The following is a 12,743-nucleotide window of genomic DNA, read 5'->3' as shown; positions in this document are numbered from 1 at the left end:
GCTAGTCACCCTCTGTGACAGATTGTCACGTACTCCATTTTGCACCTGCCCTGCTTCCGCAGTCTCTTCCCGGGAGCACGCTCTGACCTGGGAAAATCGTGCCCGCGGCCCTCGTGCACACCCACCTTCTACCGTTCCCGCATCAATTCGAGATGGCGGAAGGAACGGTCTTTCATGAATGAGATGTCCTCCAGCGGCGGTCTGGAGCGCGCGCCGGACGCCCATGACAGCTGCCTGAAGTGCGGGACACGCTGTTTGCCGTGGGAGCGTTCGCGTACCGCGCCCACGGGCTGGATGGATTTGTTCGATCGCCAGATGGTGATGTTGAGTAGCGGGCACTGGGCAGGGAGAGCCCTGCTGGGGTTGGCCGTGATGGTGCTTATCTTCGCGGGCGGTATCGGTCTCGTTGTCTGGATCGTCGGCCATCTGCTCGGCTCGATCGCTGCGACAGTGACCGGTGCCACGGCCTTGGCAGTCGGTATCGCCAAGGCCGGCAAGTATTTTCTCCGTCGCCGTCAAGAACCCGGCGAAGAAGAGTCCCCCGCGGACGCGCCTCCGTCCGGGCCCACCCCGGCGGCATAGCCGCAATCCCTATGGTCAGAACAGCCGCTCCGACAACGGCGGAAGAGTCTTGGGTGGACGCGCCTGGATCTCCTGTTGGGCTTGGGCTCCCATGACTTCGAGGATCGCGTCGAGCTCGTCTTGGACGAGCTCGGCCTGGTCCTCGAAGTCGGTGGTGTCGGCGTCCGGATCGCTTACAAGGGCTGCCTCGATCTGCTCGCCGATACGCGCCAGCTCCGCCCGCAAGTAGGTCAGCCGTTCCCCTGCCACGGGTTCACCGTAGCGGGACCAGCGACAACAAAGACCGACACGCGAAGTTGCGGGAGCGGGTGTGCGTAGTCGCTGCACGTCTACGGTGAGCGGCATGATCAGCGGACTCGACATGGCGGTGGTGCCGCCGGGACACCACAACGACCGCGGTGGCCTGGTGGCGCTCGTGGTCGAAACGGCGCGCCGCTTCGATGGTGTCCCTCTCAAGACGCCGCCGCCGGTGGTGTGGCTGGGCCGCTGCTATCACGGGTTCGCTGCGGTCGGGCTGGCCAGCATGGTGCTCTACGAGCAGTACATGCCGCCTCCTCCGGAGTGCCGTGCCGTGGCTGCGGCGTGCAAGGCGGCCTGCGACGTGCTCGGCACTGTCCTCGGCGAGCCTCTGGCCGAGGTGTTCGCCCTCGACGCGGGCACGACCGCGCGGGCCTACAACGATCCGATGATGGCCTGGGAGGGCCCGGACCTGTCCGGGTGCGTGGAACAGATGCTGCGCTTGGCCCTGGGGATCCGTGAGATCTGCGAACACCTCGCCGCCGACACCACCGTCATGTCCGACCAGCGCAAGGCGTTCGACTGCGGCGCGGCGACGGCGAACTTCGTCTGGACGCAGTACGCAGTGGGATAACAGCCCCTACAGGAGAGCGCGGGCTGCCAGGATGCGTGCCCGCCTCCGGTCGCTGGGGCGACCGTAAGTCAGCTGCAGCTGCATCCGTACTCGCGCCGCGGCCCACCGCTGCGCCACACCCTCCGGTTGCGGCCACATCTCGATCACCCTCGCCCCCGCATCCATACCGTGTTTGGACGCGCCACGACCGACCACGGTTCCGCCTCCGAGAGACCCTCCGGCGTGTCAGGTCAGGAACAGCACAAGGAAGAACACGGCGAAGCCGAGCAGGATGTAGGCCAGCCACCGCCACCGGAACACGACCTCGTTCGGGTCGGGCAGGATGCCCTGGCGCTCCAGCTCACGGATATGGCGCATGGCGCGCATCTGGCCGGGTGTGGCCGGCGACGGCGGCGGCGAGCGCCGGAACGGGCAGTACGGGACCTCGTGCCAGCCCATCAAACAGTTGGTGCAGATATACCGGAACTCCACCACGAACGACCGCCTCCCCTTCCACCTGTCCCTGCCCAGGATGACGCCTATTGCACTCCACCGCACCGACAATCGCCCGGTCACACCTCTTCCACCCTCCGGTGACAACCCGGGATTTTCGTCCGACGAAAAGCGGTGCCGTACCGACACACCCTCTGCACTCCGTGAGTTGCCCCGGGGATTTTCGTCCGACGAAAGTCGTAGGGTGAGGTGCATGGACGAGCCCAGGACGTGCCCGCGCTGCGGAATGCCGGTCGCAGAGAACACACGCGGGCGACCACGGATCTGGTGCTCGGACGACTGCCGACGCCGCGGCCTGGACGAAGGCATCCAGGTCCACGAAGTAGTGCGGGAGAAGCAGGTACGCGTCCCGGAACGGATATCGGTGAACCGGCAGATCACGCGAATCCTCGACGACCCGGACGCGACCGAGCACCTACTGCGGACCCTCGCGCACCGGTGGCGCCACCGCGGGCCCGAGGTCGATCTCGATGCGCACCGCGCGCTCGCGCCAACCGTCCTGGAGCTGTGGCAGGCGTTCCACGCTCCCGTGGATCCCGAGGCCGCGAACAATCCGCCGCCGCGTGTCCCGACAGCCGCCGCCGAGCAGCGGGCGGCCGTCGAACGGGTGCTGTCCTCGCCCCGCTCGATCCGGGAGGTATTGATGCGGGTGCGCGATATGCGCGACGCCGGACAGCTCAGCGGCGGGTCCGCCGCACCGGTACACAACGGGATCGCCTACCTCCTCCACCCCGGCCGGTCCTGATCTGTCCCCTTTGCCGCGATGCGGTGGCAAGCCAGCGCAGCTGGCGCGGCAGCCCCTTTCGCCGAACGCCACCACCTCGCCCACCGCCGCAGCCGTACCCGGCCAGCCCGCCGTCCCCTCGCCGATTCCGAGCTATTCGGGATTACCGACGGGTTTCCGTCCCGCCCCCGGCCCCGGTTTCTCGACCACCCTCGATGGAGTGCTCGCAGAGCGAGGGTGGTCGAGAAACCGGGAGCCTGCGGACGGAGGGGCCGGGGGCGGGACGGAAACCGCAGCGCCGAGCGGCGTCCATCCGCGGATTCGGGTGAGGTACAGGGTGAGGTTGGGCCAGAGGTAGCAGGTGAGGAGGGTGCTCCTCACCCCCGCACCTCACCTGCTACCTCACCATGTAGACGCAGCCTTACCGGCTGGGTCCGTGGTCGCGGTCGGTGCCGCGTCCGATGTCTGGCTGCTGGTGGGACGTCCCGGTCGAGTGGCCGGGCCAGCGCGTGAAGAAGGTCTGTGTGCCGGGTGCGGGGGCCTTGGTCTGGGTGCGGATCCGCGCCTCACGTTCGCGCTGTTCGGGGGTGAGTTGTTCCCGGCGGGCGGCTTCTGCTTCCACCCCGTCGAGGTCGCGTTGCAGACGCCGCAGCCAGGAGCTGTCGTCACGGTAGATCTGCTGGTCTGCCTGTTGGGCTCGGTTGAGCATGTACTGCTGGTGACGCTCGTCGGCCTGGCGCAGGACCGAGTCCCACTCGTGGTCGGGTACTCCGGTCGCCTCGGCCGCCGCGCGGGCCGCGGCCTCGGCGGCCGTGACGTCGGGCGCGAGGTCGGCCAGCTGGGTGTCGAGGTCGGTGATCTGGGTTTGCAGCTTGCCCCGAGCGAGCATCCGATGCCGTGAGGTCTCGTCCAGCTGCCGCTGCACCCGCTTCTTGCGTTCGATCAACCGCTGCTGCTGGGCGCGCAGATGCTCGGCGTGGGCTTGGGCCTGCTGGGCGGGCCGGATCTTCTCGGCCTGTTCGGTCAGTTCGGCGTTGTCGGCGCGAACCTGGCGAGTGTGTGGGCCGCCGTCGCTGCGATGGGCCTCCAGGTCGGCGGCCAGCAGGGCGACCTCGGTTCGCCGGTGCTCCAGCTCGGCGGCCAGGAGCTCGTCGGTCCAGCCGCGTGGCCGCAGATCCCGCGACCCGGATTGGGCGCTGACCGCGTCGTGTATGTGCTGTCGCGCTTTCTCCTCCTCGGTCAGTTCGCTGTAGTACTGGCGCCGCACCTCGTGGGGAGCGGCCGGGGTCGGCGGGGTGAGCGGACCGGTCGCGGCGGCCAGAACCCTCTCCGACGCCTCTCCGCGTTCCTCCTGCTCTTGCTTCCTCTGGTCCACCTGTTCTGGATCCGGCGAGTGGCCCTGCCGGAGGTTGAACAGGGCGCGTGCGCCCGCCTGTGTCTGCGGGGTGTTCTCGACGGTGGTGTCGTTATGCGCAGGGGCGGGCTCCTGGTCGCTGTGGTGGTGTTCCAGGCGCCAGGCCAGCACGGCCGCTGGGTCGTCGGCTGATCCGAGTTCGCGCTGCGCGACTACCGCCGCCAACTGCCCGGCGGCGTCGCCGCCGGCGGCTTCGATGGCGGCCAAGCGCTCGCGCAGCGCGGGCCATGCCTCGGCGTCGGTGATCCCGGGCACCAGGGCCTCGGCGGCCTCGCCCAGCGCGGCCACCCGCTCATCACCGAGCTGACTGGATGCGGAGGTGTCGACATCGGTGGACCGGCCGCGGGCGCGGCGTTCGGCGATGGAGGTGAATACCTCGGCGGCGTCGCGGTCGAACTGGAAGCGGCGGGCCTGTAGCTCGTTCTCCCAGCTCGCGCGGACCGGGGCCAGGTGCTCGCGGGTCATGTGCTCGACCGCGACCGCGCGATGGAGTTCCCCGCGGGCCCGGTGCGCGCGAGCGATCTCGACCGCGACCGCGATGGCCAGCAGCAACAGCAGCAGCATCAGCACCAGCAGGACGACTGCGATCTCGGCGACCGCGCCCTCACCGTGCTGGTCACGGTGGCTGCGGGGCCGGGAGGTGCTCGGGTGGGCGAGCAGCAGCTGCGCCAGATCCCCGAACCCGGTCGGGTGGGTGCCGCGCGGGGGCCGGTAGCGCTCGGATGCGCGGTGGGTCTGCGCCGATCGGGTCAGCTCGGTCGCCGCCGCCGCGAACGCCCCCGGCTTGTCCTTCTCCAGGGTCTCGCTCCAGGCGGAGAACACGCCAGCGGCTTGCCCGGCCATCCACGTCCATTGCGCGCGATCGTGGTGCGGGACCTGCGCCAGCCGTTCGCGCCACCGCTCGGCGTCGGTCGCCGCCTGCTTCCACGCGTCGACCCCACCCTCGCGTGACCGCCCGGGCGTCCCGGATCCGCCGGGGGTGCGGTTCTTCCACGCCGCCAGCGCGTCCTCGCGCCCGCCAGGGGTGTCGTCCCATTGCTGTTCGCGCAGCGCGGTCAGGGTCAGGTCCTTGGCGAGTTTCCCGCCGCCGACCCACGGCCCGACTTCGCCGCCGCCGCGCTGGAACCGCACCGAATACCCGGTCACGTCGGTGGTGTCGCCCTGGGCGTAGCGGGGTCGCAGCGCGATCCCGGCCTCGCGCAGCCCGCGCACGAACTCGGTCTCGTTCTCGGCGGCGGTCGCGACCGCGCGCACCGCCCGCCGCAGCCGTTCCCGCTCGGTCTCCCCCGTCCCGGCACGGGCGCGTTCGGTCTCCGCCCGCGAGTTCCCCGACAGGCCACCGCCCTCGTGCCGGGACGCGAGCACCTTCAACCCGTAGTCGCGTTCGAGTTCCCCGCACACCTCCTGGGTACGTTTCCAATCGCCCTTCGCCTTGCCGGGCCCGTAGTCGAACGTGGACACCTTCGACCCGTCTTCGCGGACTAGGGACGCGGCGATGTGGATGTGGTCCTGGCCGTCGCCGTGCTCACCGGAATGCCCGTGCCGCACCGCCGCCCACCGCGCCGGAGCCCGCTCACCATCCGCGGTGCCGGTGAAACCCATGCGGCCCATGAAGTCGTTGACGACCCTCGACCACTGCTCGTCGCTCAACTCCTCCCCCGGCGACAAGCTCAGCACGCAGTGCCAGACCGGGGCGTCGCGCATCTGCGACTTCTCCCCCTTGCCCGCGGGCTCGACCACATCGCTGCCGAGCTCCCGCGCGCCGACGCCGACCGCGACGGGTTTGGCCTTCATGCGCACCTGGGTGCCGTAGAGCTTGCGCGGGATGTCGATCTCGTGCGCGACCGCGAGAGCGACATCCCGCGACGCCTCGTTGTCGCCGGGCCCGTCGAAGTGCGCCAGCCACTGCGCCCGCATCACCGTCGGCGAACCCGCGATGATGTGCCGGTCCTTGTGCTCGTTGTGGTCGCCCTCCCCCAACAGGTAGACCAGCAGACCGCCGATCTTCTGCCCCCGCGAGATCTTCGGAATCATCGCGAGCGCCTGGCGCGGTGGGCACGGACTCGGCACGAAGGTGAGCAGAACCGCGCCGGACGCCCGGTGGAGGCTCGGGTGAGAACCTTCGCGCACCCTGGTGCCGCGCACCGAGTTTCGTTACAACCGACCCCGTCGGCTGTCTCGCTGTTACGAAACTCCAGCGTCGATCCGGCAGTGATCAACGGCCGGTTGGACCACAACACCTCGGTGCGGTCACGCCGCCCGTCGCCCTGAGTGGTCCACGCCGACAGCTCGTAGCGATACCAACCCGGGTACAGCTCCCGGTCGTACAGCTCGCACGCGTACCCGGACACGACGACTGTCGCCGACGCCGCCCGGGCCGCCTCAGCCAGCTCGATATGCGCGGCCGCCGAGGTCGCCTCGACACGATAGTTCCGCGCCCGCACCCCACCCACATACGGCGGATCGACGTAGATCAGCGTCCGGTTCGTGCGCGGCCCGTGCCCGTAATCGCGCAGGACCTCCACCGCCGGACGGCATTCCAGCGACACCTGCCGCAGCCGCTCCGCGGTCGGCGCGATGCGCTCGATGTAGCTCGACAACCGCGCAGGCCCGCAGAAGCCACCCTCAATCGACCGCGCGTACCGCCACCCGGTGGTCCGCAGCACCCCGCTGCGTCCCTGGGTGAGCATCACCCACACCCGCCGGGCCCGCTCCACGTCGTCGATCTCGGCATCGTCCAGCACCCGCGCGTCGTAGTGTTCGGCGCGAGCGTGCGGAGTCAACGCGCACGCCCGCTCCAGCTCCTCCGGACGGTCGCGGAGCACCCGCCAGAACGTCATCAGGTGCCCGTCGAGATCGTTCACCGTCTCCATCCGTACCCGCGGCTTCGCCAGCAGCACCGACAACGACCCCGCGCACGCTTCGACATAGTGCGAGTGCGCGGGCAGCATGCTCGCGATCTGCTCGGCGATACGGGCCTTGCTGCCGTAGTACATAACGGGCGACCGCAACCGTCCCATTGATGAGGTCATCGGCGGGTCACCTCCCGCGCCAGTTCCTCCATCCGCGCTGCCCGCTCCCGCAACTCTCCCAGGGTCTCCCGCAACTCCTCGACGGTGTCGAGGACCTCGTCGGCGACGGTGCCGGAGATGTTCGCCGCGTGCGCGATCTGATTCAGATTGCCGCCGATCTTCGCCAGATGCTCCAGCCGAACCTCGTCCAGCGCCCCGGTCGCCGACACCAACAACGCCGCCAAGGTCTGCCGCTTCGGCCACGGCAACCACGGCTTGGCCTTCCCCGACGCCGACGCCGTCGCGGCGGGGACCGGGTTGACCGCGGACTGCACCAGATACCACGGCACCGTCATCCCGGCCTCGTCTGCGGCGGCGCGCACCGTCGCGAACTCGTCCGCCGACAGCACCACCTCGATGGTGTGCTTCGGGCCGTCGATGTTCGGCCGGCGTCGACGACGCCGCGCCCGCGCGATGTTCTGCGACCGACGCGCACCACCCTCCGACGACCCTTCCGCGACCACCGCGACCACCTCCCACTCGTCGGAAAAACCCGGCCCAGCGCAGCGACCACCCGTCCCCGGGTGGGCTCCTCGCCCCGCGAGGAGACTCACACTTACCCTGGGTAAGTGTTAACTTGCTACGTCTGTGGCTTAGTATGAGTGTATCGGGGATTTGATCAGTGGGTTGGGTTCGTTGTCGTGACATCACTGAGTAATTGGGGTGGACTTTTGGTGGTGATGTCGCGGTGTGACGTGGGTGCGGTTGTTGTGCTGAGTGGTGGTGTGGCGCTGTGCGGCTGTGTCTGGAGTGAGTGTGTGGGAGGGGGTGTGTTCAGCTGATGCTGGCTTGTCGGTGAGATGTCGCCGTAGCGTCGGTGAGCATGAGCGGATCTCATGCGGAACGCGCCGATGAGCTGGCGGCGCAGGCGCACCAGGCGTTGCAGGAACTGCTGGAGCAGACGCAGGCTCGCGCCGAAGGCAAGCAGATGTCCGCCTTCGCGCGGGCGGCGCAGCCGGGGACCACGCGAAGCGATGTCCTATGGATGCGGCTGCAGGCGCTGCAGAACCAGGCGCAGATCCACGCCACCCTCGCCCTCAATGACACCCTGGCCGCCCGCGGCCTGTAGATTCCGAACACGCGACAGCCCCCGTCGGATACGGCCCGACGGGGGCTGTCGCTTTCGACTGTTCGATGGTGTTCGCTCCGGACAAGGGCGGTGTGTTCGCACTGTCCGGGGTGTTCGATGTCCGGGTGTCCGGTGTTCGCGCGAACAGTCCTGGGGACGTGGACGGTGTGTTCGTTCGGTGTTCGGTCAGGCGGCGGGGTGTTCGGCCCAAGGTGAGGTCTGGGCGAGGGTGGCGAGTTCCCCGGCGTGGCGTCGGGTCGCCAGTTCGGCCAGCATCACCGAGCGCATCTGCGGATCGTGTGCGACGTTCGCTGCCGCCAGAGCCCGGGCGAGACGGGCCTCGCGGAACCACACCCGCTTGCTCAGTGACAGCTTCGCAACTCGTCGCGCGGCGCGGTCGGCGGTGCGGCGGGCGGCGTCGCGTTCGTCGTCGGCCAGGCCGAGGCGGCTCAGCATCCGTTCGCGCATCTCGCGGCCGATCCGCGCCCACACACCGGTGTGTTCGCGGCGGGCCCGCTTCTCGATACCCAGGGCGTGGTGCAGCATGACCATGCCCAGGATCGGACCGAGTCCGACACGGGCCAGGCCCAGGACCGGACCGTCGACGATGACGGCCATGTACCCGGCGAACCCGCACAGGATCCAGGCGGTCAGCTGCGCGGATCCGGGAGTGTGGGAGCGTCGGACACTCACGGCCATGCCGATACCGCAGGCGATGAGCGCGGCTTCGAGCACCGCGAACATGCCGCTGCGGATCCAGACGTTCTCAATGCCCAAGTTGTCCTTGAAGAACAGCCACGACGTATCCAGGGACACCAGCAGCGACAGCAACGCCACCACATAGAACGCCGCGGCGCCGGGCGGCGTCTTGTTCGCGGTGTCCTCGGCGGTCGCGGTCGCGACGGACGGTCCGGTCGCCGGCGCGTACACGACGGGGGTGTCGTAGAACGGCTGTCCGGCCGGTGTCGCGTCCGTGTCCGCTCGCTGTTCGTTCGCGATGTCGGTCTCGGTGTCAGCGATGGCGACGCGCATGTGTCCGTTCCCCTGTTCGTGTTCGGTGTCGGCGTCGGCAACGTGTTCGGTGTTCGTGTCCGGTGTTCGCGGTTCTGCCGCAACTGCTGTATCGAACACCTCGAACACCTCCGGGGGATCCGATAGCGGTGCGTCGTCGAGCGGACGGTGTTCGGTCGACGGGCCGGGGTGTTCGTTCGAGGTGTCCACGCTGTCCGCGCTCGGCTCGGTGTCCGTATCGAACACCGGGGTGTCCGCGGCGGGGATGTTCGCTCTGGCGGGATCCGGCGAAGCGGCGGGGGTGTTCGACCGTGCGGAGTCGAGTTCGGCGAGCAGCTCGTCCGACAGCTTGGGCAGGGCCCCGGTGTCGGCTAGGCCGCGTTCACGCTTCCACTCGTTGACCACCGTCGCAGTGTTCGGTCGGGAGACGGTCTCGCCGTGGCGTTTGAGCCAGGCGATCACTTCCGCGGTGCGCGGATTGCCCAGCTGCTCACAGGCGTAGTGGATCCGCTCCTTCTTCGTCGGGCACGCCGCCAGCGCGGCGAGATGCATCTGTTCGTGGACGCTGCGCTCGGTAGCAGCGCTCGGCTCGGACATCAGCTGTTCCCTTTCTGGGTGGCGAGTTGGGCTTCGAGTCGGCTGATGGTCTTCTCGGCGGTGGCCAGGGCGCGTTCGAGCGTGCTGGCGCGCGTGTTCGCCGCTTCTTGGACGCGGGCGAGGTCGGCGACGTGGTCGGTGCGCAGCTGCTCACGTTCGGTGCGGGCCTCGGCCCGTACCTCGGCCAGTTCCTTGCGCAGCGTGGCGAGTTCGGTGCGGGATTCGGCCGCGCGAGCCTTCGCCTCGGCCGTGGCCTCGGCGAGCTGAGTGCGCAGTCGCTCGGTCTCGGCGAGCGCATCATCGCGTGCCTGGTTCGCTGCCGCTACCTCCGCTTCGGCGCGTCGCTGCACTGTGAGGGCGGCATCGCGCTCGTCGTGCGCCTCGGTGACCTGTACCGCCGCGTCGTGCTCCACGCGTTCGACCCGCTGCTCCGCGGCGGCGCGGGCCTGCTCCACCTGCTGCGCAGCCGCCTGCTCGGCCGCCTCGATACGGGTCCGTGCATCCTCGCGCGCGGCCTCGACCTGCTGCCGGGCTTCCGCGACCTGCTGCTCCGCGTCGGCGGTGGCGCGGTCGGCGGCGGCGCGTGCCTCGTCGACCTCGGCCTGGGCGGCGGCGATACGGGCATCGCGTTCGGCGATGGCGTCCTCGGCCGCGCCCTCGGCCAGGGCCTTGTCCTCCAGGGCGCGCGCCAGCTCCCGCCGCGCGGCGACGGCGTCGGCCTCGGCTTCCTCGGCGCGGGCGGTCGCGACGCGGATTTCCTCGGCGGCCTCGCGGCGGCGGGCGGCGACTTCGGCCTCGGCGGCGTCGGGATCCCCGGCGGTGGCCGCGATCCGCGCCGCGGCACCGAGGATCTCCTCCAGTTGGGCGCGGTGGGCGGTGGTGACCATCTCGAATTGCGCCAGGAGTTCCGACAGCGACGCTCGCGCCGACGTGACCGGACGGCCCGCGGGCTTGCGGCGCGGCGCGGCCCCGGCCGCCTCGGCCTTCAGGTCGCGTTTGCGCTGGAACGCGGTGGCCCGGTCGTGCATGCGCAGCGTCCCGTCCGGGTCGACGTGCGCCTGCCCGCAGTAGTCGGCCGGGCGGCCCCGCCCCGCCGCCGCGGGCACCGGATGCCCCGCCACCGCGAACTCGCCCGTCTCCACGTCGTAGGCGACCGGGAACTGACACACACGCTGCTCGGCCGCGCCGGAATCGGCGGGCCCGGCGGGCCCGGCGGTCTCGGCGGTCTCGGAATGCTCTCTCATTCCCCGATCCTACCACAATAACGTCATGTTTTAACGTAAAAACTATTCGTTATTACGTTTTAACGAAACGAATTATGGCCTTTGTACGCGCGTACGCGCGCACGCGCGTAAGAGGGCGCGCGCGGTCGCACGTGCTCGGGTCATCGGGGACGCGAGAGCGCGCGCACGCGCGCTCGGGTGAGCGCGCGGCTGCCCGGCAGCGTGTGCGCTCGCGAGGGTCGGCGGCGGTGTGTCATGGTGTCCCGGAACGGCGGCCCGCCGGGGGCGCGCCCGGACGAGAGCAGCACACGATGTCCGATGCGGTAGTGGTCGCGCTGGCGAACCAGAAGGGCGGCGTGGGCAAGTCGACGTGCACGATCTGCACGGCGCGCGCCGCGAGCCGCTATCACGGTGCGAAGGTGCTGGTGGTCGACATGGATCCGCAGGGGAACGTGTCCAACACCCTTGTCCGGGACCCTCTGGCCGCCGATGAGGTCACCCTCGCCGACGCGATCATTCCCGACAGCGAGATTCCGCTGCGCGAGGTGATCGTGCCGACGATCTGGAACGGGGTGGACCTAGCACCGGGCGGGGCGAGCTTGTCCATCGCCGACAACAAGCTCAGCGCCGCGGAGTACGGGCGCGAGTTCGGGCTGCGGGAAGCGCTGGCGCCGGTGCGCGGCGACTACGACCTGATCCTCGTCGACAACCCGCCGTCGCTGCTGGGCCAACTGCTGAAGAACTCGCTCACCGCCGCCGACGGCGTCGTCCTGGTGACCGAGGCCGACGAATGGTCCGGCGACGGCCTGGCGCTGCTCGGCAAGACCATCGCCAAGGTGCGGACCTACCACAACCAGCAGCTACAGATCATCGGCACCATCATGAACAAGTGGCGCGAGACCACCTCTGGCCGCGCCGCCGCCGCCGAGATCATCGAGGGCATGGCCCGCCACTTCCCCGGTGTCCCGGTCTGGATCGACAACAAGATTCCGCTGTGGGTCGGCATCACCGATGCCATCAAATCCGGAATCGCCCTGGACGAGGCCAAGGAGACCAAGCTGCGCGTGCTGTCGGAAGACGTGTTCTCCCCGATCGCGGCGCGCATGCTCAAGGCCGCCGCATGACCAGCAGCGAGCAGCCCCGACGCCGCAAGTCCCTGCTGTCCGAGGACGAGGGATGGGAGGTGTCCGCGAAACCGCCGACGACGGTCACCAAACCCGCCCCGACGCCAACACCGGAACCCCCGCCGAGCGGGGAGTCCTCCTCGCGTGCGGACGCGCGCCCGCGCGTAGGCCGCGGGCATGCGCGTGACCGGGAAGAAGCTCGGGGCCGCAAACGTAGCCGTGACGCCGCTTACGCCTGGGCCGCCGCGGCCGCCAAGGCCCGCGACCGGCAAGCTGAACTCCGGGCAGAACTCGACGCCGCTCTCGGCCGCGGCACCGAACCCGGCATGCTCGCCGACTACGTCCGGGAAGCATGCAGCCGCTACGACATCCCGGTGCACCTGCTGTCGGGCGAGATCCGGATACCGATCGACCTCACTCTCGACTGACCCGGCGGGTCTCGCGCGCGGGCGCGCGGCCACGCGGGGTTTCACCAGTGAACAGGGTCGCCACGGGGCTCGGCGCGACCGGTCTGTAAAACCGCAGGTCGGAACCAAGGTCCGGTTATCCAACGGTGGCTCACCCT

General features: G+C 69.6%; 13 protein-coding genes. 6 read left to right on the top strand and 7 right to left on the bottom strand.

The annotated features are described in order from the left end of the window. The first annotated feature begins 174 nt into the window (after window positions 1-174). Entirely contained in the window at window positions 175-582 is a 408-nt protein-coding gene (locus tag QJS31_RS36860) for a hypothetical protein (protein ID WP_306358989.1), read from the top strand. A gap of 15 nt (window positions 583-597) precedes the next feature. On the opposite strand, the gene QJS31_RS36855 is transcribed toward QJS31_RS36860, so the two are convergent. Next, a complete protein-coding gene (locus tag QJS31_RS36855; RefSeq protein WP_306358988.1) occupies window positions 598-831 on the bottom strand; it encodes a hypothetical protein in 234 nt (77 codons plus the stop codon). Window positions 832-925: 94 nt separating this feature from the next. Here QJS31_RS36855 and QJS31_RS36850 point away from each other — a divergent pair, with 94 nt between their 5' ends. Next, window positions 926-1,453, top strand: a complete 528-nt coding sequence (locus QJS31_RS36850) for a hypothetical protein (protein ID WP_306358987.1) — start codon at window positions 926-928, stop codon at window positions 1,451-1,453. Between the two features lie 225 nt (window positions 1,454-1,678). On the opposite strand, the gene QJS31_RS36845 is transcribed toward QJS31_RS36850, so the two are convergent. Then, window positions 1,679-1,927, bottom strand: a complete 249-nt coding sequence (locus tag QJS31_RS36845) for a hypothetical protein (RefSeq protein ID WP_306358986.1) — start codon at window positions 1,925-1,927, stop codon at window positions 1,679-1,681. Window positions 1,928-2,138: 211 nt separating this feature from the next. Between QJS31_RS36845 and QJS31_RS36840 the strand changes: the two genes are divergently transcribed. Continuing rightward, a complete protein-coding gene (locus QJS31_RS36840; RefSeq protein WP_306358985.1) occupies window positions 2,139-2,690 on the top strand; it encodes a hypothetical protein in 552 nt (183 codons plus the stop codon). 400 nt (window positions 2,691-3,090) lie between these two features. Here the strand turns inward: QJS31_RS36840 and QJS31_RS36835 are convergent, their stop codons facing one another. The 3 genes from QJS31_RS36835 to QJS31_RS36825 are packed head-to-tail and all read right to left on the bottom strand — an operon-like array spanning window position 3,091 to window position 7,618. Continuing rightward, entirely contained in the window at window positions 3,091-6,117 is a 3,027-nt protein-coding gene (locus tag QJS31_RS36835) for a relaxase/mobilization nuclease domain-containing protein (RefSeq protein ID WP_306358984.1), read from the bottom strand. Further along, window positions 6,114-7,115, bottom strand: coding sequence for a DNA adenine methylase (locus tag QJS31_RS36830; RefSeq protein ID WP_306358983.1), 1,002 nt, complete (start codon window positions 7,113-7,115; stop codon window positions 6,114-6,116). The genes QJS31_RS36835 and QJS31_RS36830 overlap by 4 nt, the downstream gene beginning before the upstream one ends. Then, window positions 7,112-7,618 (bottom strand): MobC family plasmid mobilization relaxosome protein, encoded by a 507-nt coding sequence (locus tag QJS31_RS36825; RefSeq protein ID WP_306358982.1) that lies wholly within the window; start codon window positions 7,616-7,618, stop codon window positions 7,112-7,114. The genes QJS31_RS36830 and QJS31_RS36825 overlap by 4 nt, the downstream gene beginning before the upstream one ends. 359 nt (window positions 7,619-7,977) lie before the next feature. On the opposite strand from QJS31_RS36825, the gene QJS31_RS36820 reads away from it, so the two are divergent. Further along, window positions 7,978-8,223 (top strand): hypothetical protein, encoded by a 246-nt coding sequence (locus QJS31_RS36820; protein ID WP_306358981.1) that lies wholly within the window; start codon window positions 7,978-7,980, stop codon window positions 8,221-8,223. A gap of 186 nt (window positions 8,224-8,409) precedes the next feature. On the opposite strand, the gene QJS31_RS36815 is transcribed toward QJS31_RS36820, so the two are convergent. Both QJS31_RS36815 and QJS31_RS36810 read right to left on the bottom strand, forming a co-directional pair. Next, on the bottom strand, window positions 8,410-9,831 hold the full coding sequence (locus QJS31_RS36815; RefSeq protein ID WP_306358980.1) for a hypothetical protein: 1,422 nt from the start codon (window positions 9,829-9,831) through the stop codon (window positions 8,410-8,412). After that, window positions 9,831-11,075 (bottom strand): hypothetical protein, encoded by a 1,245-nt coding sequence (locus QJS31_RS36810; RefSeq protein WP_306358979.1) that lies wholly within the window; start codon window positions 11,073-11,075, stop codon window positions 9,831-9,833. The genes QJS31_RS36815 and QJS31_RS36810 overlap by 1 nt, the downstream gene beginning before the upstream one ends. 290 nt (window positions 11,076-11,365) lie before the next feature. Here QJS31_RS36810 and QJS31_RS36805 point away from each other — a divergent pair, with 290 nt between their 5' ends. After that, the gene (locus QJS31_RS36805; protein WP_306358978.1) at window positions 11,366-12,178 is read left to right on the top strand and encodes a ParA family protein; all 813 of its coding nucleotides are present in this window, start codon (window positions 11,366-11,368) and stop codon (window positions 12,176-12,178) included. Next, window positions 12,175-12,606, top strand: coding sequence for a hypothetical protein (locus tag QJS31_RS36800; protein WP_306358977.1), 432 nt, complete (start codon window positions 12,175-12,177; stop codon window positions 12,604-12,606). The genes QJS31_RS36805 and QJS31_RS36800 overlap by 4 nt, the downstream gene beginning before the upstream one ends. Window positions 12,607-12,743: the final 137 nt, after the last annotated feature.

Origin of the sequence: Nocardia sp. CC213A (assembly GCF_030766805.1) — a bacterium.
GTDB classification, from domain to species: Bacteria; Actinomycetota; Actinomycetes; order Mycobacteriales; family Mycobacteriaceae; genus Nocardia; species Nocardia otitidiscaviarum.
Note: the sequence above shows the minus strand (reverse complement) of the source record. Positions and strands in the feature narration are given on the sequence as shown.

Coding starts and splice junctions, on each gene's coding strand:
- QJS31_RS36820 (WP_306358981.1), top strand. CDS start 7,978: ATGAGCGGATCTCATGCGGAACGCGCCGATGAGCTGGCGGCGCAGGCG.
- QJS31_RS36810 (WP_306358979.1), bottom strand. CDS start 11,075: ATGAGAGAGCATTCCGAGACCGCCGAGACCGCCGGGCCCGCCGGGCCC.
- QJS31_RS36800 (WP_306358977.1), top strand. CDS start 12,175: ATGACCAGCAGCGAGCAGCCCCGACGCCGCAAGTCCCTGCTGTCCGAG.
- QJS31_RS36840 (WP_306358985.1), top strand. CDS start 2,139: ATGGACGAGCCCAGGACGTGCCCGCGCTGCGGAATGCCGGTCGCAGAG.
- QJS31_RS36850 (WP_306358987.1), top strand. CDS start 926: ATGATCAGCGGACTCGACATGGCGGTGGTGCCGCCGGGACACCACAAC.
- QJS31_RS36835 (WP_306358984.1), bottom strand. CDS start 6,117: ATGATTCCGAAGATCTCGCGGGGGCAGAAGATCGGCGGTCTGCTGGTC.
- QJS31_RS36805 (WP_306358978.1), top strand. CDS start 11,366: ATGTCCGATGCGGTAGTGGTCGCGCTGGCGAACCAGAAGGGCGGCGTG.
- QJS31_RS36830 (WP_306358983.1), bottom strand. CDS start 7,115: ATGACCTCATCAATGGGACGGTTGCGGTCGCCCGTTATGTACTACGGC.
- QJS31_RS36860 (WP_306358989.1), top strand. CDS start 175: ATGAATGAGATGTCCTCCAGCGGCGGTCTGGAGCGCGCGCCGGACGCC.
- QJS31_RS36815 (WP_306358980.1), bottom strand. CDS start 9,831: ATGTCCGAGCCGAGCGCTGCTACCGAGCGCAGCGTCCACGAACAGATG.